This window comes from Zunongwangia endophytica (genome assembly GCF_030409505.1).
Taxonomy (GTDB): Bacteria; Bacteroidota; Bacteroidia; order Flavobacteriales; family Flavobacteriaceae; genus Zunongwangia; species Zunongwangia endophytica.
Window position 1 is genome coordinate 1,618,773 of sequence record NZ_JAUFPZ010000002.1, and the last position, 23,495, is coordinate 1,642,267.

The 23,495-nt window shown below is 33.3% G+C and carries 19 protein-coding genes; 10 read left to right on the forward strand and 9 right to left on the reverse strand.

Annotation, left to right across the window (positions count from 1 at the left end):
- Window positions 1–5: 5 nt before the first annotated feature.
- From QWY91_RS07250 to QWY91_RS07260, 3 genes are all read left to right on the forward strand, one after another.
- A complete protein-coding gene (locus QWY91_RS07250) occupies window positions 6–2,405 on the forward strand; it encodes a WG repeat-containing protein (RefSeq protein ID WP_290233125.1) in 2,400 nt (799 codons plus the stop codon).
- A gap of 59 nt (window positions 2,406–2,464) precedes the next feature.
- A complete protein-coding gene (locus QWY91_RS07255; RefSeq protein WP_290233128.1) occupies window positions 2,465–3,646 on the forward strand; it encodes a hypothetical protein in 1,182 nt (393 codons plus the stop codon).
- Between the two features lie 248 nt (window positions 3,647–3,894).
- Window positions 3,895–6,105 carry a S9 family peptidase gene (locus QWY91_RS07260; protein ID WP_290233130.1) on the forward strand — a complete coding sequence of 737 codons (2,211 nt, stop codon included), beginning with the start codon at window positions 3,895–3,897 and terminating at the stop codon, window positions 6,103–6,105.
- 35 nt (window positions 6,106–6,140) lie between these two features.
- Here QWY91_RS07260 and tnpC read toward each other — a convergent pair whose 3' ends face one another.
- The 3 genes from tnpC to tnpA all read right to left on the reverse strand — a co-directional run bounded on the left by tnpC (window position 6,141) and on the right by tnpA (window position 8,386).
- Window positions 6,141–7,691, reverse strand: a complete 1,551-nt coding sequence (gene tnpC / locus QWY91_RS07265) for an IS66 family transposase (RefSeq protein ID WP_290233132.1) — start codon at window positions 7,689–7,691, stop codon at window positions 6,141–6,143.
- A 75-nt stretch (window positions 7,692–7,766) separates the two neighbouring features.
- Window positions 7,767–8,108: an IS66 family insertion sequence element accessory protein TnpB gene (tnpB, locus tag QWY91_RS07270; protein ID WP_290232202.1), complete on the reverse strand. Its 342-nt coding sequence runs from the start codon at window positions 8,106–8,108 to the stop codon at window positions 7,767–7,769.
- Window positions 8,108–8,386, reverse strand: coding sequence for an IS66 family insertion sequence element accessory protein TnpA (gene tnpA / locus QWY91_RS07275; RefSeq protein ID WP_290233135.1), 279 nt, complete (start codon window positions 8,384–8,386; stop codon window positions 8,108–8,110). Before tnpA ends, tnpB begins: the two co-directional genes overlap by 1 nt.
- A 51-nt stretch (window positions 8,387–8,437) precedes the next feature.
- Between tnpA and QWY91_RS07280 the strand changes: the two genes are divergently transcribed.
- From QWY91_RS07280 to QWY91_RS07295, 4 genes are all read left to right on the forward strand, one after another.
- Window positions 8,438–8,578 (forward strand): hypothetical protein, encoded by a 141-nt coding sequence (locus QWY91_RS07280; protein WP_290233139.1) that lies wholly within the window; start codon window positions 8,438–8,440, stop codon window positions 8,576–8,578.
- Window positions 8,579–8,808: 230 nt separating this feature from the next.
- Complete coding sequence (locus QWY91_RS07285; protein ID WP_290233142.1) at window positions 8,809–9,309, forward strand: hypothetical protein; 501 nt, start codon at window positions 8,809–8,811, stop codon at window positions 9,307–9,309.
- Window positions 9,310–9,380: 71 nt separating this feature from the next.
- Window positions 9,381–10,379: a sensor histidine kinase gene (locus QWY91_RS07290; protein ID WP_290233145.1), complete on the forward strand. Its 999-nt coding sequence runs from the start codon at window positions 9,381–9,383 to the stop codon at window positions 10,377–10,379.
- Entirely contained in the window at window positions 10,376–11,107 is a 732-nt protein-coding gene (locus tag QWY91_RS07295; RefSeq protein WP_290233148.1) for a LytR/AlgR family response regulator transcription factor, read from the forward strand. The genes QWY91_RS07290 and QWY91_RS07295 overlap by 4 nt, the downstream gene beginning before the upstream one ends.
- A gap of 373 nt (window positions 11,108–11,480) precedes the next feature.
- On the opposite strand, the gene QWY91_RS07300 is transcribed toward QWY91_RS07295, so the two are convergent.
- The 6 genes from QWY91_RS07300 to QWY91_RS07325 form a co-directional block, all read right to left on the reverse strand.
- Window positions 11,481–12,437 carry a hypothetical protein gene (locus tag QWY91_RS07300; RefSeq protein ID WP_290233149.1) on the reverse strand — a complete coding sequence of 319 codons (957 nt, stop codon included), beginning with the start codon at window positions 12,435–12,437 and terminating at the stop codon, window positions 11,481–11,483.
- Between the two features lie 10 nt (window positions 12,438–12,447).
- A complete protein-coding gene (locus QWY91_RS07305) occupies window positions 12,448–13,455 on the reverse strand; it encodes a DUF4421 family protein (protein ID WP_290233151.1) in 1,008 nt (335 codons plus the stop codon).
- A complete protein-coding gene (locus tag QWY91_RS07310) occupies window positions 13,445–14,170 on the reverse strand; it encodes a DUF3667 domain-containing protein (RefSeq protein WP_290233153.1) in 726 nt (241 codons plus the stop codon). The genes QWY91_RS07305 and QWY91_RS07310 overlap by 11 nt, the downstream gene beginning before the upstream one ends.
- A 28-nt stretch (window positions 14,171–14,198) precedes the next feature.
- A complete protein-coding gene (locus QWY91_RS07315; protein WP_290233155.1) occupies window positions 14,199–15,044 on the reverse strand; it encodes a hypothetical protein in 846 nt (281 codons plus the stop codon).
- An 829-nt stretch (window positions 15,045–15,873) separates the two neighbouring features.
- Entirely contained in the window at window positions 15,874–17,076 is a 1,203-nt protein-coding gene (locus tag QWY91_RS07320) for a hypothetical protein (RefSeq protein ID WP_290233158.1), read from the reverse strand.
- A gap of 542 nt (window positions 17,077–17,618) precedes the next feature.
- Entirely contained in the window at window positions 17,619–19,070 is a 1,452-nt protein-coding gene (locus QWY91_RS07325; protein WP_290233161.1) for an outer membrane beta-barrel family protein, read from the reverse strand.
- 765 nt (window positions 19,071–19,835) lie between these two features.
- On the opposite strand from QWY91_RS07325, the gene QWY91_RS07330 reads away from it, so the two are divergent.
- The 3 genes from QWY91_RS07330 to QWY91_RS07340 are packed head-to-tail and all read left to right on the forward strand — an operon-like array spanning window position 19,836 to window position 23,493.
- Complete coding sequence (locus QWY91_RS07330; RefSeq protein ID WP_290233163.1) at window positions 19,836–20,081, forward strand: hypothetical protein; 246 nt, start codon at window positions 19,836–19,838, stop codon at window positions 20,079–20,081.
- Window positions 20,074–20,799 carry a GLPGLI family protein gene (locus tag QWY91_RS07335; RefSeq protein WP_290233166.1) on the forward strand — a complete coding sequence of 242 codons (726 nt, stop codon included), beginning with the start codon at window positions 20,074–20,076 and terminating at the stop codon, window positions 20,797–20,799. Before QWY91_RS07330 ends, QWY91_RS07335 begins: the two co-directional genes overlap by 8 nt.
- A 21-nt stretch (window positions 20,800–20,820) precedes the next feature.
- Window positions 20,821–23,493, forward strand: coding sequence for a TonB-dependent receptor (locus QWY91_RS07340; RefSeq protein WP_290233168.1), 2,673 nt, complete (start codon window positions 20,821–20,823; stop codon window positions 23,491–23,493).
- Window positions 23,494–23,495 lie beyond the last annotated feature (2 nt).

Genomic DNA, 23,495 nt, shown 5'->3' on the forward strand with positions numbered 1-23,495 from the left:
AGCTAATGATAAGAAATAGAGCAATGAAAATACCTTCCACTTATATTTACAGTATTTTATTACTAAACAGCCTATGGTTTATAAATGCCTGTGATACTGCGAAAAGCTTATCTAACAATTCTACAGAAGATTCTAAGACTGTGATCGATACTGTTGAGTTCGACAAGAGTTCACGATTTTCTTACGGTATCGCACGGGTTGAAAAAGACAGCAACAGTTATTTTATAAAAACAAATGGTCAACGCTCTTTTAAAAATTTGCTGCGGGAATTTCATCCTTTAGACAGTGTTGTTGCTGCTAATAACGGGATGGTGCGTTCTTATTCAAATGAAGAAAAAATAATGCGCATTGTTGAGACTGAAAGCGGAAAGGTTGGAATGCTGAACGAGAAAGGAGAATGGATAATTAATCCAAAATATGAAAAAATAGCCTTTGTTTTTAATCGCTATTTAAAGATTGAAGCCGATGGCAAAACCACTTATGCCGATTCTTGGGGAAATTTTTTGGTTCCGCTCAAATTTGAAGATATTCAGTTCCTAAATGATGAGCTTTTTGATGTAAGAAAGGACGGTAAATGGGGCGTTTATAATTCAGAAACAGATAACATAATTATTCCTTTTGAATACGATAAATTTGATTATTGCAGCGGTTGTGGGCAAAAATCAGATTATTTATATGCAAAAAAAGACGGTAAATGGGGCGTAATTGATTTTAAAAGTGAAGTTTTAGTGCCTTTTAAATATCAGCATCAGCATGTAAATATGCGAAGTGACGAGTGGGTCGCTGCTTTTCGAAAATCGGGAAAAAATGTGGTAATTAATATTCCGCAGAAAAAAGAATTTTCAGCTCCGCAATACGAAAACCTTCTTATTGAAAATGGGCATTTAATCGCTTCAAAAAATAGTGGTGAAACATCCAATTTTGGATTAATTAACCGTAACGGGAAAGAAATTGTTCCGTTTCAATATTCTCATATTTCAAATCCTTATTCCAGCTTCAAAACGGGTGCTTATTTTTCCGTAGAAAAAGATGGGAAATTTGGCATTATCGATACGCTTGGCAATGTAATTATCCCGCCTACTTATAAAAATCGCTTGTTGGTTCGCGACGATTATTTTATCAGCAGAAAACAGAAAAAAATGGGACTGATTAACAAGGAAAATAAGCAATTGCTACCCAGTAAATTTGATTGGCTTAATTTAAATGAAATTAGAACCAATGCTGAAGAATTGACGCCTATTTTTAAAATGAAAAGTGATGGAAAATATGGTTATTATTTTCCAATAAACAATAAACTTGTTAAACCAGAATACGACAGAATCGAATTTTTTAACGATCGACAGCGTAATCCTTCTGGTGCGAAACCAATAGGATTAATGAGTCTAGAAAAAGACGGAAAGGAAAAACTTTACAATATTAATTCTGATAAACTGATTCCGGGAGATTATGCAGCGTTTGAATTTAAGCCGCATCATAAAGTAATTTTAATGAAAGAAAATTACGGCGATCAGGGACTTTACGATTTAAAAAAAGAACGCTATATAATTCCGATAAAATACAAGTATATCAAGGTATTTAACGATCAAAATAAGCTTATTAAAGTTGAAAAAGATATTGGAAATTCTAAAACCCAAGCAGGTCTTTTTGCTGATAACGGAAAAGAAATTTTACCGGTAACTTATACTGATATTAAGCAAATTGACAGCACTTATTTTCTATTGCAAAAAGATAGTTTATACCAGCTATTTAATGCAAAAAATCATACTAAAGAAAACCTTCCGTTTACTAAAGTTACGCACAGCTTCAATAGCTCTTTACTAATTGCACAACAAGAAGATAAAGTATATTTCTACAATTATAAAACTCAAAAGCTTTTACTGAAAAACGTTTATTCTTCGATACAGCAGTTAAAAAACGGTACTTATTTAGTCACAAAAAAACAGGGTGAATTTTTAAAATTTGGCTACGTTAATGCTGAAGGAGAAGTGATTGTTCCCCTGGTGTATGATATGCTAAAAGCAGATTACTTACTGAATTTTCAAGATGAAAACTACCTGCCTCTATTCAAAAAAGATGAATCCAGCGAAAAATTGCTTGAGGGTTTTGCCGATTTGGATGGTAAAATCTTAGTACCTGCAAAATTTCAGAAAGTTTGGAAAGAAGAAAGCGGAAACGGATTTTTAACGATGAACAATAATCGTTTCGGAATTATTACAGCGGAAGGAAAAGAGATTCTAGATTCAAAAATCGATGTTTATTTAAATAGCCCCATGAGTCCTTATAGAGATACTTCAAACTTCAGTTTTCCGGTTGCATTTAAAGAGGATGGAATATGGCAATTTATGAATGAAGACGGAAAAATATTACCCATACGTAGCAAAGAAATAATCAGTTCTCAGCAATAAAAAAGAGATTATAAATCGAAGTGCTGAATTACAACAGCAGCTACAAAAAGAAATTTAATATGAATATTAATAAAGTGATAGTATTTTTTATGTTTTTTTGCTCAACAATAGTTGTTGCGCAGCATAAAGATTTTGTTGGGACTTATTTCTATACTGAAATGGAATATGCTGAACAATTACATATTCTAGAATCGAACCGATTTTCTTGGCAGCAGGTTTACGGTGCAGTCAATAAAGATCTTCGCGGAAAATGGAATAGAAAGGGAGACACTTTGCATTTAGTGTTGGATGCTGTCCCAGGTAATGAACGCTCAGCAGAGTTCGAAGCTATTTTTACCTCATCTGGAAATCTCAATTTCACAAAATTTAACGGCAAAATTATAGAGCAGCAAAAAAACCTCAAGCCTTATAATAAAGATTTATCTGAAGAGATGGCTAAAAAATTAGCCCAGCCTATAGATTATTCTAAGGTAATTGCGTCACGAAAAAGCCAATTAGAAAGACAAAAAGAAAAAGAACAAAAGCGCTTTGAGAAATTTAATAAAGAGCGAAAGGATTTAGGTAAATATCACGGTTTTTTTAAAAGTGATGATTTAGATGCTCCTATAGTCTTAGGAATGAATGCTAAAAGAAAGCAATTTGTTTTTGAAAAGCCAGCTGCAGAAAAAGGCAAGGTAGATCATCTTCAGGGAACATTTACGGTGAAAAACGATACGGCTTATGCAACCACAGCTGCAGATCAAGATAAAATAAAGCTTTACGGATCTCAATCTGATAATTTAGCTGAAGACGAGCTTGTGATTTATTTCAGAAAACTCAACTTTAAAATCATACAAGTTAAGACAGGTAAAAATTTTGACGAATCTACCTTTAATTCTTCTGAAAAATTTGAAACAGAAAATGATAGTGTTCGCTCTTTGCAATTAGAAAAGGGAGATAGCTTATGGATAGCTCTAGGTAAGAAAGAAAAGCACATCTATAGCTTTTCACTTCAAGATGTAAATTACAATCAACTCTTAGTGCAACCCAATTATGGTCACATAGAAACTTGGGTTGAAAAGCCGATTTACATCACAGATGAAGATGAAATTCATTCGCTTTACGATGGGAAATTTATTTTAAAATTAACAGCACCAGAGCGTATGTATCCATCGCTACCAATGATGCCTTCTAATCCTCGATTTAAAGAGGATAGATACTTTTCTATAGATCGAGAATCGCTTTTTAAGCTTAAAAAATAATTTTTTCAATTGAAGATATCCTTTCAAAACTCTACGTAGTTGATTATGTGGTAGTAGATTTAGATTTGTAAATCTTTTTTGAGAAGTAAACAGAAAAAAGCACCAAACTCTATTTTCGATCAAATAAAATCGGTTCTTATCTTTCCTATATTCCGCTGAAGAAAAGCATATAACCACTCATCATATTTTAAACAGATAAACTTAAGTGTTTAAATAGTTTTACATGAAGTTAATCAACAATAACAATCATGAAAAAAACGAACACAAACACAAGAGTAATCTTAAGTATTTTTACGTTCTTCTTATCAATTACTGCTTTTTCACAGGATATCATCGGTTCTTGGAAGGGCACTTTAGAGACACAAGGTAAGGAGATTCCATTAGTATTTAATATTGGAAAAAAAGACGGAATATTATCTTCTACTATGGATAGTCCCCAACAAGGCGCATTTGATATTCCAATGGATTCTACACTTTTTGAAGAAAAGAAACTTAGCATAGTTTTCTCTCAAGGAGGTATTAAATATGAAGGAATTCTAGATCAAGAAAAACTAACAGGTACCTTTTATCAAGGCGGAATGGAACTTTCTCTTAATCTATCAAAAACGACAAAAAAGAAACCTGGAAATACATCCCTACCATCATCGAAGGAAACCTTTGAGAAAATAGCAGCTTTCGACGATAAATTTTATAAATATTCAGTTGAAGATTATTTTAAAGATCCGGCAACTAGCAAATTTAAATTTTCTCCTAAAGGTACTTATGTTTCCTATAGAGAGAAAGATGAAAACGGCAAAAACCACATTTACGTGAAGCACACCAAATCGGGAGAGATTACTCGTGCTATCAAAGAACAAAATGAGTTAATAAGATATTATGGCTGGGCTAACGATAGCAGATTGCTATATGTTAAAGACAATGGCGGTAATGAAAACTTTCAACTTTTTGCCGCAAACCTTGATGGTAGTAACAACAAAGCTTTAACACCATTTGACGAAGTTTCGGTTCAGATTATAGATTTTTTAAAAGATCAACCAGATCAAATAATTGTATTATTAAACAAAGAATCTAAACAAATATTCGAACCCTATAAATTGAATATTGTATCTGGTGATTTAGAAAAATTATTCGAAAATAAAGACACCACCTCCCCTATTTTAGATTATAGATTTGACAAAGATGGAAACTTAAGAGGTTATACAAAACAGCAAAACGGTGTAGATAATGCCATATATTATAGAACCGAAAAAGATCAACCGTTTACTCATGTATTAACAACTAATTGGAAGCAAACCTTTAGAGTGATTGCATTTAATTACAATACAGCATACAAACACGATGCTTATGTACTGTCTAATCTAGAGAGTAACACTAATGAATTGGTTCTTTACGATTTAGCGAAAAATGAAATTATTGAAAAAGTTTACAGTAATCCTACATTTGATGTAGGCGGATTTGCGCGTTCTCGAAAAAGAAATTTCGAAATAGATTATTATTACTACATAGGAGAAAAAACCCGCATTATACCTGTAAGTGATTTTTATAAAAAATTACATCGAAAATTTAAAGAACAATTTGGGGATAAAGTATTTAGAATTGTTGATCATACCGATAACGAAGAAAAGTATTTAATACTATTGGAAACCGATAGAATTTACGGTACTTATTACACTTACGATATTAAAGAAGATACTTTTACAAAGATCTTAGACATGATGCCGCAATTACATGAAGAAGATATGGCAGAAATGCGTCCTATAAACTTTATATCTAGAGATGGATTAAAAATCTACGGTTACATAACGATCCCAAATAATATTGAAGGAAAAAAAGTTCCACTTATTTTAAATCCTCATGGAGGTCCTTATGGTTTACGAGATCATTGGGGTTTTAATCCAAAGACTCAACTTTTTGCGAGCAGAGGTTATGCCACATTGCAAGTTAATTTTAGAGGCTCTGGTGGATATGGAAAAGATTTTTTTCTAAAAGGCAATAAACAAATTGGAAGAAAAATGCTTAACGATCTTGAAGATGCTGTGGCATACGCAAAAACGCTTGATTTTATTGATGATGAAAAAATAGCAATTTTCGGAGCTAGCTACGGCGGTCTGGCTACGTTAGGAAGTCTCGTAAAAACTCCAGATCTATATACCTGCGGAGTTGATTATGTAGGTGTAAGTAACCTATTTACTTTTAAGGATTCTTTTCCTGAATACTGGAAACCTTTTATGGGTCAGTTTAATGAACAATGGTATAATTCTGAAAACGAAAGCGAACAAAAAATCATGGAAGAAGTCTCCCCTGCTCTTCATGTAGACAAAATAACGAAACCATTATTTGTTATTCAAGGAGCGAATGATGCCAGAGTAAATATCAATGAATCAGATCAAATAGTACAAAATATGAGAGCTAGAGGTATTGTATGCGGCCCACCAACCACATCTACTAACTTAGCATAATTTTATTTACCGGATTCCCTTCTTGTAAACTTGATCTAAACTTGCTGTAATTTCTTGTAATTCTGTGGGTAGAGATTTCGGATGTTCTTATGGTTGATGGACATAATATTCTCTAGGGTATATTTAAGCCACTCAAATGGATTCACCTCGTGCTTTTTGCAGATGGCAAAGAAGGAATAGATTCCTGCGGCTCTTTCTGCTGCTGAATGAGAACCTGCAAACAGGTAATTTTTTCTGCCCAGTGCCAATGGCCTGATGGCATTTTCCACTAAATTATTATCGATCTCCAGAATACCATCAAAAAGATAGGCGCTAAGTTGGTCCCAACGATCCATAGAATACTTGAAGGCCTTTCCGATAGGACTTTTGGGAAGGATTAGCCGATGCTTCATCTGATCGAACATCCATTTGCCAAATTCATTGATGACAGGCAGTGCTTTTTCCAATCGCAGGGACTTACGCTGCTCCGGGCTTAAGTTTTGCTCTCGTGCCTGGGCTTCTACCGCGTATAGTTTCTGGATAAAGCCCAATGCTTTTTCAGCGCGCTCCCTATCATTATCTTTTGCCTTGTCAAATTCCCTTCTGGCGTGGGCCCAGCAGTTCAGGTGGGTAACCCCTTCACGCTTGCCGATTTTATCATAAGCGGCATAGCCATCACTTTGAAGGTAGCCTTTAAACCCGGCCAATACATGATCGGCAGCCTCACGGCTACGCCCGGGCCTGTAATCAAAGAGTACGCTGCCATCCATGGGACAATGATGTACCCAATAATACCCTTGATGTGTTTTTCCTTTTTTAGCGGGATCCATTACCCTTATGGGGGTTTCGTCACTTTGCAGATATCCTTTGGAGCGAATATCCTCCAGTAGGTGTTGGTAAAGGATATCGATGATTTTAAGGCTTTGCCTGGTCCAGCCTTCCAGTGTGGAGGAGGCTATGGGGATATCCGCCCTTTTAAAGCGTTGCAGCTGTCGGTAGAGCGGGAGATGGTCCTGGTACTTATCGACCAAGATCGAAGCTAGGAGTCCGGCCCCCGGGATTCCCTTTTCGATCACCCGCTCGGGAAGTTCCCCGATGATTACTCCTTCTTTATTGGTTGGAGCATACTTATAGCGGATGTAGCGTTTAATATAGTATCTGGCAGGCTCGTATTCCAGCTCGTCGGTCACTTCCTTGCCAATACAAACCATATCGGTAATATCTTCTTCAGGATAGATCTCGATCTCTTTGACCTCAAGATGCTCCGGAAGGGCCATTCTTCCTTTGTGGTTGGAAGTTTTTTTGCGACGCTGGCCACTGAGCTTTTCTTTTAACCCGGATTCTTGTGCCGCTGCCTTTTGGGGCTCCATTTCAAAGGGAAGGCCCAACTGGTTCTTATCCCCTTCGAAACGTTCCCTTTTTTGGCCAAAGGCCAGACGTTTGTAGTACTCCACCTGGAATTTCAGGTCAGCAATCTCATGCTGTGCTTTTTTAACTTCTTGCTCCCTTTTGGAAACACTTTTTTCAGCTTTTCCCCTCTTTTTCGTCTCCTTCTTCAGGAGGACCAAAAGCTGATCTTTAGTAAGGTTTTCTAAGGGTTCTTGCATGGGTTAAAGATACAAAAACAGACCTGTTAAACCTACCGTGAACCCCTGTTTTTACTAATAAAACACGATTATTTTCTAGTGGGAGTAGCGCAGTTTCTGAACACTTTTTTCAACCGTAATACCCTCTATCATCAGTACCAATTGCGGCCAGGTAAAACTGGTCTGATCTTCTTTAATTACAGGCGGAGTAAAGCTTCCGCGCTCCAGACGTTTGTAGTATAAAACAAAGCCGCCCCGCTCCCAGTGAAGCAGCTTGAGATGGGTGCGGTTACGGTTAAGAAAAACGAACACATCACCGCTGGTAGGCTTCCGGTTGAGCTCATTTCTCACCAGCCCGCTCAAGCCATTAAATGATTTTCGCATATCACAAGACTTACGATAAAAGTGATAATTATGGGAGGAACCTAAGGAGAACATTAATACAACTTAACTAACCGGGCAATAAGTCCCAGGTCCGCAGCATTCATTTGGAGTTTGACCCCGTTGGGATAAATAAGTTCCAGCTCACCCGATGACGACTTTAATCCCTTGGTAACTTCTACAAATCCCCCGGGCCGATCTTCATCTTTCTTTTTGCGGATCCAGTAACAAAAGGTGGAAGGACTGATTCCTTTTTCTTTGCTAAAAGCTTTTGCCGAAAGACCGCTATTACGATAGTCATTAACTAAAGTGTACATTTCTCCCTGTTTGCTCATAATAAATATTATTTTAGAGCAAAGCTATCGGTAGAAAGTTAACTAATCAAGATGCAGTTGGTGGGGTGGATACGAGGTATTGATGTTCCTTATATGGTTAAATACAATGAAGGTCATGGCTTTTATCACGAAGAAAACAAAGTAGAACTATATAAAACCATAATAGGATTTTTCGCGAAACATCTTAAATAGCTTCATCAAAAAGAGCCTAATTGTATTATATTACTATTTGGCTCTTTTACTCTCCATTCTTATGTTCCGTACGCCATATAGAATTTACCACTCCCCATATTTTGGATTATTATTCAGTATTACTAGTTTATCTTTATAAAACAATCAAAAAACAAACAGTTATGTTCGCATTAATCGTAGCATCCGTAGATTTCATTATTCAAACACTATTAAATTAAAACAAAATCATCATGAAAAAATCATCAAAAACTCCGGAAGAGAAATTCAACAAATTATTAAAGGGATCGGAATCAGCAAAAATTAGCGCTCTCATCTTAATTACTATTTCTGCCAAATTAATATATCAAATGAGGGAACATATCGAATATTTGATTCCGATGGCAATAGGAGTTATACTACTCATTGGCTACACCATCAATAATTTATGGCTGAAAAACTATAAAATTGATGAGAAAAACATTCAATTTCAACTTAAAAGATACAAACTATATCTTGCGAAAAGGGAAAAATATGAAGTAAGCATTATGTTTATTTGGATTCTTACCGTGGTACCTTCCCAATTATATGGAAAAGATATAAATCTCTTTGTTTTACTTATATTCATGGCTCTAACCTTTATTTTTATCGTAATTGTCAATTTCCTGTTTAAGAAAACAAAAATTGAAGTGAAAAAACTAGAATCAGAGATAAATCAGTTAAAGAATTCAGCAATAACACCTATTGGAAATTAATGAATCTCAATTCAAAAACAATATCGTACTGGATAATCCAAACAGTCATCTGGTCCTTGTTATCAAGTATAATGGCCTTAAGCTATTGGGCAAGCGGTAACGAGTTAAGTTTGAAGACCTGGCAGATTATCATGGATTTTTTTGTAGTGATATTGTTATCTATCTTTTTCACCCATCAATTAAAAAGAATCATAAATAAATTTATTCCATTTGACGCGCTCAAGCTGAAGCAATTATTTATAGTTATAGGTTTTCTGTTAGCTGCTACCGTTTTATTCTATTCCGCTTATACGATATATAATAAGTTTACATATACTTATATCTATAATAGGATTGACGTTCTAGAACATCCCTCCCAGAGTTTAGAAAACAATTTGATTTTTGCACTGAACTATTTTATTTATTTCGCGATGTGGACAGTATTCTACGTAGCTGTAAAAGGATTAATGGAACTAAATAAAAGCAGAGAAACCAGACTAAAACTTGAATCTAATCTTAAAGAATCGCAATTAAATACACTTAAAGGGCAGATTAATCCACATTTTATGTTTAATAGTTTAAATAATATTCGTGGCTTAATGCTGGAAGATGTTCCAAGGGCTAGAAATATGCTCACACGCCTTTCTGAAACCTTACGCTATTCTTTGACGAAAAGCACTTTAAATTCTATTGCACTAGAAGATGAACTTGATATGGTAAGAAACTTTATTGAAATTTCTAAAATTCAGTTAGAGGATCGTCTTCAATTTGAAGAAAAAATAGATAAAAAATCTTTAAATATACTAATCCCTCCCATGATTATACAGATGCTTATCGAGAATGCTATAAAACATGGAATATCTAGTTTAAAAGAAGGTGGATTAATAGTGCTGTCCACATGCCTAATTGATCACCAGTTACAAATTAAGGTAACCAATACAGGAACACTAAGAACCAGTAAGGATAGTACAGAATTAGGCTTAAAAAACATAAAGCAGCGATTAGCATTACTTTATGGTGAAAAAGCAGACTTCAAATTAGAAGAAATAGAAAATAAAGTGATTGCATCAATTAATATTCCAACAGCATGAAAACTTTAAAAGCAGTTATTGTTGAAGATTCCCGTTTAGCTCGAAATGAGTTAAAAGAACTTCTAACTTCACATAAAGAAATAGAACTTATTGGTGAAGCAGCAAATGTAGATGATGGTTTCAAGTTAATAACAGCAAACAATCCAGATCTACTTTTTCTAGATATTAATATGCCCGAGAAAGATGGTTTTGAATTGTTAGAAATGTTGGATGAAGTACCTTTAACTATTTTCACAACCGCTTTTGATGAATATGCGATCAAATCTTTTGAATATAATGCCTTTGATTATTTATTAAAACCCATTAATCAAAAACGCTTTGCGCAGTCTATAGAAAAAGTTCTCGAGAAAGGATCTAATAGTGAATCTCCAGATCCTAAAAATGAGAATGCTTTAAGTCTTGATAAGCAAATCTTTATAAAGGATGGAGAAAAATGCTGGTTAGTAAAGATTCAGGATATCTTTATGTTTGAAATTGTGGGAAACTACACTCGTGTATTTTTTAAAAACAACAAACCACTTATCTATAAATCTTTAGGCCGAATCGAAGAAAAATTACCAAATGACATTTTTTTTAGAGCAAATAGACAGCAGTTAATCAATATAAATCACGTTAATAAAGTGGTATCCTGGTTTAACGGAAAACTAAAAATTGAAATGAATTCTGGAGACGAAGTTGAAATTTCCAGAAGACAATCTTACTTATTCAAAGAACAACTGAGTTTTTAGAAAAGTCAATCATATAAAATCTTCTATTATAAATCAGAATAGAAAGAAAGTTGAAGCAAGAATAAACGTCTTTTAGCATATCTGTGCATTTGGAATGATCTTCTAGGTAAAGATCACTTTATATATTCACAATGCTATACATTAAATATGAATAGAGCTTTTGCTTATACAAATTGTGAAATACACATTCCAAAAGAACAAATCTTTTAGAAAGAATCGATCTTAGATACCACCAAACAAAAAAGTCGCTGAAAAAATGTCTTCAGTGACTTTTATGAGTATACCTTACATGTGGCGATCTGTTTATGCCTTATTAATCTAAATGTTTATTTATGCAGTTTCAAAAGATCACTTAGCCGGAATAATTGAGAGCCTAATTTGCTTGAATTGTTTGTTGAGATTCAATTTTAAATTGCGCCATGGCTTCACCGGGCACTAACTTATAAATAATTTTATATTCATTTCCTGTAATTTTCCCATTTTTAAATATTGGAAAACTACGTATTAGCTTATTATTTTTTATATCGTATATATCGTTTCCTCTATAATTGCCCTCATCCAGTTTAAAAGAATTATAAGGAAAATTAACCAGTGACATTGATTTCTTATGATTTGTAGTGAAAACTAAAACTTTGGATTTTTTCGTTTTAAAATTCTTTAAAATTATGACTAGCTCTGGATCTTTGTCATTATTGAGATCTGTAGTTTGGGCGCTAACAATATTCATATCAAGGGATTTATAAAAAGTTGAATTATCTTTCGCTAGTCCCATTGGAGTTACTTGTAATATTTTTTTATCATCAATAATTTCAACACTAATCTCAAAATTGATCCCTTCCCGATGTAGATATTTTGAGAATATTCTTGGATCGACTTGAGCCGTATCTAGACTGCCTTTAATATACCTATAGTCCCCTCCAATACTGGCGCCACCAGAGCAAAAATAGGCCAATCCTTCCGATGTTTTAGAAGAGACAAATAATCTATCTCTGGTAAACATAAATTGAATTGGTAAATCTGTTTCAATCGCTACATAAGTACTATCATTCTTTTTTTTTGCCAAACAATGAAGAGTACAGGTTGGTCGCTTAAGATCTGCTCTCGACCGGATTGATAAACTAATCAATTTATCTTCTAAAGAAGTGACTTCAATACCTACCCAATCCTTTCCTTCATTTCTATCTTCATAGTCACTATTAACATAAGTACCGTCAGGATCGAAACTGTTATTATTTGATATTGAGTCTTGATGGTCTATTTGATTGGAATTATTGTTTTTACAATAAACGAAGCAGTTTATAAAAAATAAAAAAAGTAATTTCTTATACATAAGCAGTCATTTAAAATTTATCTCCGATTTCTTTTAACTTTTCGGGAGGATCTAATCTATACCCAATAAAAAATAGTCCATACCAGGAGTCATGCTTTATTTTTCTATCGTAACTATTTTTATAATTGAGAGAATTATACGATACACGAGCTCCCATTAGAAGAGTATCGGTATTAAATCCTAATTGCATGCCACCACCGTATTCTTGAGTAAAGTAGGTATTCACTTCCTTTTCATCAATATTTTCTCCTTTTTGTCTATAATTTTCAATACGCATTCCTAATCCTCCAAAACCATATGGAGAAATATTGAATTTTTCAGCGACTACCCAATTATAGTAATAATTTAAATCCAGGCTTAGATGATAATCTTTTTCTTTGCCTTTAAAATTTTCAAAATCATTTGAAAATTTTGTGTATCCGTAATTGAGCCGAGGTACAAAGCTTCCTGTACTGTATCGTTGCCATTCTCTTTGATATATTAGGTTTTCTAAAGAAAAATCGGGGTTGAGAATATATGCGGTTGATCCACCATAAAATGTTCGCTTTAAATCAGGAAATAATAAATAAGTTTCACTACTGGGTAATCCCTTTAAAAAGTCGCTTGAATTGGCGACATAAAAACCTTTCATGCGTTGATATGTAAATTCCTGTACGAATTGCCCTGGAAATATTCTGAAACTAAGGTCAGAATAACTGCTCTCGCCTTTTTCATCATCACCATGATTTCCGGGTAAAAAATCAGGAGTAAAACTATAGCTTAAACTAAAAATTTTATAATCGAAAAGAAGAGTAAGCCGAAGATCATTATTTAAAGCAAGGTTCAGGTTAGTACCTTCTGCTCCACTGGAGATATAATAATTCTCTAAATGTGAATCGATATTTAATTTGATTTGCATTTTATCTTCATAGGATATAATTGCAGTGCTATCAGTTTCCTGTTCGTTTTGTGCAGTGATGCCTTGAAGACAGCTGCAAAAGATCACAAAGATCAAATTGTAAGTAAGATTATAAGACATAATAACAGACCATGATTAAAGAAATTATAATTAAGTAAGAGAAAAGTAAGCTTAGACTAGTTTTAAATATTAAGCCAAATGCTGTTAATTGAAAAAACTGAAAATAACACCATAGGAATAATATAGTATTGATTATTAATTCGAACCTAGTGATAAGTTTTCTTGCACTAGGCTCTTCGGGGACAGAGTATAAAATACTTAGAAAGGCAATATGGAAAATGATTCGTTGACATGCAGCATAAGTATTCAATACAAAGTGCTCTGGAAAATTATAAGATTGTTTATTAAATATCAACCATGAACTGAATGAAAATATTGGAAGCGTAGCTAGCGTATAATACACATAGTTTCCGTCTAAAATACTAGCAAGCTTTAAATATTTTTCATCCTGGGCTAACTTAGAAGAAGCTTGATAAAATAGATTAATATCGAGATAATGGTAAAGAAAACTATAAATAGTAGAAAGTACTACAAGCATAGAAACTGGCATAAAATACCTGACTCGCTTACCTGCAACATAATCCCTTATTGCATAACCTGGTCGTATAAATAACTCTTTTATAGTGAAGAAAAAACCTGAATCGATATTAAACAAGCCCAATTGCAAGTCGTTGAATATTGAAAAACTGTGGATTCTTTCAATAGAAGACTTTTGACCACAAAGACTACAGTATCTTCCTTCAAAATAAAGATCGCAGTTCTTACACGTAGTCATAAGCATTTCATATTACGCTCAAGCTTTATTATTTATGCTTACTTCCCCAAGGTGTTCTTTTTACCAAGTAGTTTATGGTTCCATTATATGAATCTAAAGAATTACCGAAACCATTACGGCTCACCGAATAGACGTTTCTTCCGGCATCCGAAAATATATTTAGTTCAATTGAAGTATCATAATTTGATACTGTTGATGAGCTGTTTGATGTATATTCAGATCCAGAACTCTTTTCTTTCTTTTTTTCTTTATCCCTTTTGTCCTTATAGGTTGTACTAGAACTTCCATAAGAGCGCGTACCTTCAAAACTTATATTAGCGGTTCCATAAACCACATATTCCACCCCTAGTAACTCTGCTAGCTGCTTCGGCATTAAATTTTTTATCAGGCTAGGGTCCAAATTGTTTTGTAAAAGAAGAGCATTCGTAGTCATTGGATCCTGAACAATAATTTGATTTGTATTTTTCTTAAAAGAATTGATAGTCGCATGTTGTATTTGGTCAGACATTGCTTCACTCATCAATCCTTGATCATTAGAAACCATAGTGAATGGAAGAATAGCAATTTTATTCTTACGTTCCTCAGCCGTAGTAGTAGGTAGATTCGAAATTGAAGTTTTAGGCTGTGCTATAATCTGAGTTCTACCACTGGCAAAAACAATTTTTTGTATATCATCCTTTTTAAATTCGTAAGTGAGATCTTCACCATTATATATAAAATCGATAGACTTGTCGTGAACAGCAGTTACTTTACCATCTTTAGTTTCCCCATTTATCATATAAACCACATCCGTTTTTTCTTGAGCAAGTGCGCTACAGATGCAAAAATTTGATATTAGCAATATTGTTGCTAAAAGTAATTTCAACTGTTTCATATTGTCACAGAGTTAGTTATCCTTTATAAATATAGTTAAATATTTCAAAAATTAACATCTCCAATACAAAAATGATTACGAATTATGTTCAATAAAAGAATATTAAGCTGTTGATAGCTCAAATAATATTACTTTCTAATAATCCATATTTTGAAATATAAATTAGTGTTCACAGAAAATAATATTAATTGCCTTTAATTTTACTGTAAATAGGACTTGAATAACATTGATGGTAATTCGAGCATAAAGGGGAGCAGTACCATTTTTGGCTTTTGATGATTTTGGAATAAAAAGAATTCCAAAGCTTACGGCATTTTTCATAGTGTTTCGTTCTCCAATTAGACAAGAGGCGTGAAAACGAATGTTAAATCAATATGAACAATAAGATACCAAAAAAAAGGTCACCGAATCGGACTCATTTTTAATGATTGCAAATGATATGAAAAACCGTCTAAAACAGAAAACCTTGAAAATCAATAGATTAACAAGGTTTTTTATACCATTTTAATATGGTCTTGGTCGGGGTGGCAGAACGCTTGTAACATTCTGAAACCCTCAGTATTTATAAGGTTTCCCATGGCTTCCAATTCTGGAACTCACGATTAACTCACATTATAATCAGAACATTTTGAAGTCGTATGGTACTTCAAATCAAATATATGAAAATAATCAAAAGGGTAGGTCATCAAATTCTCCTGAATATTGATTTTCATCTAGATTCTCATATTGTTGATTGAGCCATCCCTTTTGTTTTTCTTCTTCATTCAATGTTCTTTTTATTGCACAAACAACGGATTTGCCCCCTTTTAATATTAAATCAATTAATTTCTTAATTATTTCCGATTGGTTTGAATTTTGTTCCGATCCATCCACCTTCAACCACAGCTTTAAATGATGTATAATTAAAATATCTATTCACATTTAAATACGAAATGCATTTTCCACCATTTATACCAATGATTCTCTCATCTTCTTTTAAAACGTCATAATACGAAAGTGGGATATACATTCCATTGCACAATCCTATATCATCAGGATCAAATTCAATTCGAGGACATAATTTTAAGAGAAATGGGTCATCGTTAATTCTAAAATCATCTGAACTATTTTTCCCTTCTGAATTCTTAATTTTGCTTTGAATGGAATACATTCTTTTAACTTCATCCTCAAATTGCGTATTATTTATCAGAAATAAGAAATTATCGCCCTCACGTTCCATAACTTTATATTGAACCAAAATGAAACATTTATAATTCTCGTTATAATAAATCAAATCCGTACCCAAAATTTCTTCTAATGGCATTCGATTTGCTAACAAAACAGTAAGTTTTGTATTTTGATTTTTAAATACTGTTGAAGAATATTGAGTGCTTTTTTTAGCATCAAAACCAGGGAAATTGTTTAAATCATTAATAATCATATTATCCTCTCTGAGTGACATTTTATTTAGACCGTCTAAGTAACTTGATATATCCTCTTCTTCGTTGAAGTCCCATCCAGAGATTTGATTCCGATCAATATCAGCTATACTCATAGCTGTAAGAAGAGCTTCTTTTTGAGTAGCTAGAACTTCCTTTTTATTGATTGATAATTTACTTATTCTCTCCCGTCTTTCAATCAAATATTTTTTCAAATATTCTGCTGAATCAGGATTTAGATCAATAAAGACACTTAAAAAATTATCTGAACTCTTAATTGCAAGCACCCCCCCTTTTTTAAATTGATTTCGAATATATTTTTTATGTCTACTATTACACAATTCTAATATATCTTGTTTTTTTATTGGCTGGTCAACTTTCCTAATATCACGAATATTCAATTTCTGCAAATCAGTACCAGCAGATAATCCTTTTTTTCCTATTCCATAATGGGTAATTACATCATTTTCATTAATTATATAGCAAATTAATTCTACATTACGAGGATAACGAAATTTTACAACTGGCTCAGCAAATTCATTACCAACATAACTTTTTAATAAGTTATACCTAGAATTTCCTAATCTTAAAAAATAACCAGAGGCGTTAATCATTTAATTTATTTTTATCAGTTGTTCTCAACTCAATCTTTTGATTCCTCATATCTAAAATTACACTTTTTTAGCTAAAAAGCGCTATTTGCGATGAACCGTTGATTTATTCATTGCTTATTTTACTAATTTTTAATCTATTAGATAACAGCTTTCTCTAGTTCTAGAAAGGGCAACATAAAGCTTATTCTTTGTTCTATTTGCTAATTTCATAAGATTGTTTTGATTAAACAGTTTAGCTGTATTTTTATTTAAGATTATACAAATATTAATATAATCATCCTCTCCTTTACACTCACACGAATTTTAAATAGGTAATATTGATCAAATTGTGCGCTAATTCAAGATGGGTGTCTGTGGACACAATCTTGATTGCTCCCAACGATCGCAATGAAAAATAGAGATGTTTATGGGGGGAAGCTAGAAAGGTTTCCAAGTTGTTTATCTAGGAACAATCTAGGTGCATTAATACTGATTTAAAACTTCAAAAGACCATCAAGAAGGTAGTATTTTTGCAGAAAATAGTTTATGCATAAATTATGAACTTATTTAAGTCGCTCCAATTCTTCGTCTATATTTTTCTGTAGAGTTGCGTCTTTTATATTTTTTCCGAAGGAATATTTTAAACCTATGGCTATTTCCTGTCCGTCTGCAAAAAACAGGCTGTTGGTATAAATGTTATTGATTTGATAGGTTTCCCCATAATTCATTTGTTGAAAAATGTCATTAAAGTTTAAACTCACTTGCAATTTTTCGAAAAAAGTTCTGGAAAAGGATGCTCCTAAAACAAACATGGAATTTCTTTTATAAATTCCTTCATGTCTGGTAGTCTGTCCCCGAAAGTTAATAGCGAATTGAGTTTTGGGGATTATATCAATCTCATTATGGGAATAATAATAAAAAAAAGGTTTGGCTTTCAATGTCTGAATTCCGGCTGCATCCATTATTTCAGAATATGCAAATAAAAGGGAATTGGTAGAAGTTAAGAATTTATAGGATACGGGTGCCGCAAGTTCCAGGTATATTCCATTTTCCCTTTCCAAATTATTGGGAGACATAATTAAACGCTCCATCGCTTCATTAAAATCGACGCTATAATACACCGGATCTTTTTCGGTATAATAACCCACCTCAAATGACATTTTTTTCCATTGGTAATTCAGGGAAACTTCATCAGTATACGTTGGTCTTAAATTTATGTTCCCTGAGAATTCAAGGAATGGATTAAGATAGGCTCTAATTGAACTGGCATTTGAATAATTGGGTCTTTGAAGGCTTTTTTTGTAATTTATAGACAGTGTATTTTCATTTTCCAGAGTATAATTAAATTGTACTGATGGCAACCAATTGAGGTTATTCCGATCTATAACTAAATTTTGTTCTTGTTCATAATTTCCCTTCACTTGGCTTTCCTCTATTCTTAATCCTATGCGATAGTCCCAATTTTTAAAGTTTCCGGAATGATCGGCATAAGAAGCATAAATGGATTCTTCATAACCATAGTTTTTTGCTTCTGAATTAATATATGTATATGCATTTGCCTTAGCCAATGCCAGGCTGGCTCCTAAAGCAACAGTAAATATCGAACTAGTTTTATTTTCATAATCAATCCGCATACTGCCCCGTTTGATACCAAAATCCTGATCTCTTAAACCTGCAAACTGGTATTCTTGCTGGTTAATACTATTGTAAATTTCCGTTTGTAAATCCTGTCCGTACCAGGAATATTGACCACCCAAAAAGAGGTCTTGATTTTCAGAAAATGATTTACTGAAATTTAATTGGGAAGTCATATAGTTTCTTTCGCCATTATTTTGGGTAAGGGTAAGTATATCTGTACTTTCAAAACCGTCTTTCAAAAACGTTTCTGTTTCAATGGGAAAATCCTCACTCTGCGTCCTGAAATTGATGCTAGTTGATAGTTTGGTGTCTTCATCAAGATCATAGGATACGTTAAGCCCGGAAACGATTTGTGGTCTTGGTGCAGATGTAACCACATTAAAAGCGTAGCTGACCGGTTTATGCGCCCGCTAATTCTAAATCCTGTTCTTTTGAGATCAAAAAGGTAAGGCAGTAAAATTCAAAGTGAACTTATACCTATGAAATGTAGATCGGTCAACGTTTCCAGAATATTGCTAAAGCGAACGTGAGCCAAAAGCAAATATTCCGCTTCAATCCATTAATATTTTTGTTTGCTTTTGGCTTATGTTCAAGACCATTTCGACGAACCGTTTTGACTGCAACATAGTGAAAGGAAATATGGTAAGGACTGGTGGGATAATACCCAAATTTCATTTTTATTAATTTTTCACGAAAAAAAACACCTATTTATAGGGCTTTCCAAAGGTTTTCCTGGAAATTTTGTAAAAAATATTTTATGTTAAAATTATAAGGTATTGAAAATCAGTAAAATAAAAAATAATAACACCGCTCTGCGTGTTATCCTCTTGCTATTCATTTTTTCGATGTTATCTCTCAAATGAATACAGAAGGTCAAAGAGAATTTACTAAAACTAAAACCATAGATAAATTATAAAATTATTTAGATGAATATGGAAAATTCCTTATTAGGCTCTTCCTTAATCATTTTAAATTTTATTTTAACTTATTGGTTATTTGTATACCTAAACGTCTTTGTAAGGATATTAATTTTAATAGTGGTAAACGTTATTTTTAACAAATAAAATAATACAACATAACGTTTTATGACATACATTTATTAAAATCAATGAAATATTATTATTTAACTTAAAACTTTAATTATGAAAAAATCATTTTATTTTTTCATGTTAGTTGCTGTACTACCATTATTTAGTTTTTCAGAAAACCAAATAAATCACTTAGAAATCTTAATGAACAGAGATTTTGATGCAGAAGCTTTAGAAGCATATAATGAAATTTTACCCGTTTTTGGTCAACAGGAAGCGACTGAGACTTACCAAGCCGTACACGCTCAATGTACTCAAGCAGGTGGAGATAGTGAGTTTGAAACTGAAATTGATGGCTAAATTTAGATTTATTTTATTTTTATTTTTTAGTATCAATATGTTTAGTCAAAATGTCGAAGTAATATATAAGGCATCAGCAAAGCATATTGATACTATTGAAAATGTAAGATCAAGCAATATCATTAGAAAAATCACTAATAATATAAATGATATTATGCCTAATATTGATTTTGTTCTAACTAGTAACAATAACTTTTATAATATGACTTATAAAAGGATTATGCCAAATGATCTTCAAAATGAAAATTTTTTTAATCTTTCAATTATAAGGGCGTTAGATGGCGTTTTAATCAATGGGGATTTTGAAAAAGGTATGAGTTATTATGAGTCCAGAAATTTAAAAAAAGTTAGAAGTGTCAATATGGATAACATTGAATGGACTATAACAAAAGAATATAAAAATATAATAGGGTATAAATGTTATAAAGCTATAGGAAGTATAAAAGATCCCGATCAAGAAAATAAGCTTACACCCCCTTCAGTTGCTTGGTTTGCACCAGAAATGAACTTTCGTGGAGGACCTACTGCTTACGCAAATCTACCTGGCTTAATTTTGGAGTTGGAAACTCCTAAAATTATTTTTAAGGCGACGGATTTAAAAATGAAAAGAAATGTAAGCTTAAAAGAACCAAAATATAATTCAGATAATATTTTACCGCATAAAGAATGGCAAATATATTTCGAAAAAATGAATCCAATTCCTAAATCGAATAATTAAAAGAAACTCTACTAATCGTATTTGAAACTAAAACTACTTTTACTTTTTATCTTAAGCTTTTACTTTAATTGTATTAAAGCCCAAACCTACACTGGCACTGTTAAAGACTCCGCCAATGCGCCGCTTCATGGTGCTAACCTTATTGCGATCCCGGATAGTGATGATCTTAATATGGCCTTTTCTATTTCAGATGAGAAAGGGCGATATCGGCTTAACCTGAAAAAAGACAGTAGCTATGTGATCGAGATTAGTTATTTAGGCTATCAAAAAATCATCGATTCTATTATTGCCAGCCGTGATATTCAAAAAGATTATACCATGCACTTCAGTAACGAAAGCCTGGAAGAAGTCCTTATCAAAAAGAAAATGGCGGTGGTGGTAAAAGAAGATACCACCATTTACCGTACCGATGTTTTTAAAACCGGTGAAGAGCGTAAGCTCCGCGAAGTTCTAAACAAGTTACCGGGCGTGGAAGTAGACCGTGAAGGGATCATTACCGTAAATGGTAAAAAGGTGGATAAATTAATGGTCGACGGGAAAACATTTTTCACCGGGGACTCTAAACTTGCCGTAGAAAATATTCCTGCCGATGCCATAGATGAAGTCGAAGTGTTGGATAATTACAGCGAAATCCCGTTTTTAAAAGGTCTGGAAGACAGTGATAAAATGGCGATGAACATTAAACTCTCTGAGGGTAAAAAGAAATTTGCTTTTGGTGATATCGAAGTTGGCGGTGGTGTAGAAGATCGCTATTCCCTGCATCCTACCTTGTTTTATTACAGCCCGAAAACCTCAGTAAATGTTATAGGGGATTTTAATAATACCGGGCAAAAGTCTTTTTCTATGCAGGATTATATCAATTTTGAAGGTGGTTATTTATCACTAATGGATCGGCCTAATGCAAGCAATATTTATAATGATGATTTTGCACAATTTCTACGGAATGAAGATTTTACCTATAACAAAAATGAATTTGGCGCTTTTAACATTGCCCAGGAAATTACGAGTGAACTCGATCTAAATGCTTACAGCATTATCTCCAATAATAAACTAAAAACGCTCGAAGAATACAACATTACCTACATCGATGAAGAGCGCGGGTTGGATGAATTTCGCGAAACCCGGCAAAACAACGATCTATTTTTTACACTAAATAAATTGCAATTGCGCTATCGCCCAAATGCCGATGAAGATCTTACGTACGATGCCTATGTAAAAACATCTTCGGCTACAGCAAACGGAATTTTAAATTCATTTACTCCGGTAGATTCTACATTTATCAATACGATGGCAAAGCCCGATGGGATCGATTTTACACAACATCTAAATTACAGCAAACAGTTTTCTTTCGAGCATACCACTACACTAAATGTCGATTATAAATATTCTAAGAACGAAAACGACAACGATTGGTTATTTAACGAGCCTATTTTTAATACGATTATTCCGTTTGTAGAAGAAGACAGTCTGCATTTATTTCAGCAGGTAAATACTACGCTCAACCAAGCCAGTTTAGATCTGAAGCATTATTGGGTTTTAAATAATACCAATCATATTTATCCGGCATTAGGGATCAGTTTTTCAGATCAGGGTTTTAGTACTCTCGACGAGCAACAATTGGATTCCGGAGAAATTAATAGTTTTACGGAAGCCGATTTTAATAATGATGTTCATTACCGGTTGGTCGATCAATATGTAGGCTTTCAGTATAAAACCATGTTTGGCGATCTTATTTTAAAACCAGGTCTTTTTTATCATTACTACCTGTGGCAGGTGACCCAGTTTGCTGATGAAATTACCAATGAAACAAAGCCAGTAGTATTGCCTGAATTTGAAAGTGAATATAAACTTGGGGGTTCAGAAAAATTACGATTAAATTACATTATGCGTTCCAGTTTTGCCAATGCATCAAGTTATGCCAATCGCTATCGCTTAAGTAGTTTTAACCGCATTTATCGGGGCAATGAAAATCTTGAAAATCAATTATACCACACGCTGTTATTAAGCTATTATAAGTTTAGCCTTTTTAAAGGCATTAATTATAATTTCTTTTTTAATTATTCGAATAGGGTAAATTCCATTTTGAATACAACCATTTTAGAAGGAATAAATCAGATCTCGAGTCCCGTTTATACCAATTTGCCCAATGAAACCTATAGCTTTCGTGGTTCTTTTACCAAGCGACTCAATGATTTTCGATTGACGGTAGATGGGAATGCTGCGCTGTCTAGTTATAGGCGAATCGTAAACCAGAATATCATCGCTTATGATTCTGAACATTATGGTTACGGCCTGCGAATACGAACTACTTTTGATGACCTGCCAAATTTAGATGTGGGCTACGAACATGAATTTAGTGCTTTTGGATCGGATAATTTTCAGAATAGATTTGTACAATTTCAACCTTTTGCCCGTTTAGAATATGATTTTTTAAACGGATTTATTCTAAAAGCCGATTACGAATATAATTATTACCAAAATCAGGAAAACGATCAGGTGAACCGTTTTCAGATAGGAAATGCCTCGCTGTTTTATAATAAATTAGATAGTGCCTGGAGTTTTGAGGTGGAAGTCAATAATATGCTGGATGCCAAATTCCGAAGGGAAAATTCTTTTTCAGAATTCATCGTTACCGATAGCCGTGTTTATCTACAACCAAGAACCGTTCTCTTGAAAATTGCTTATAAGCTGTAAAA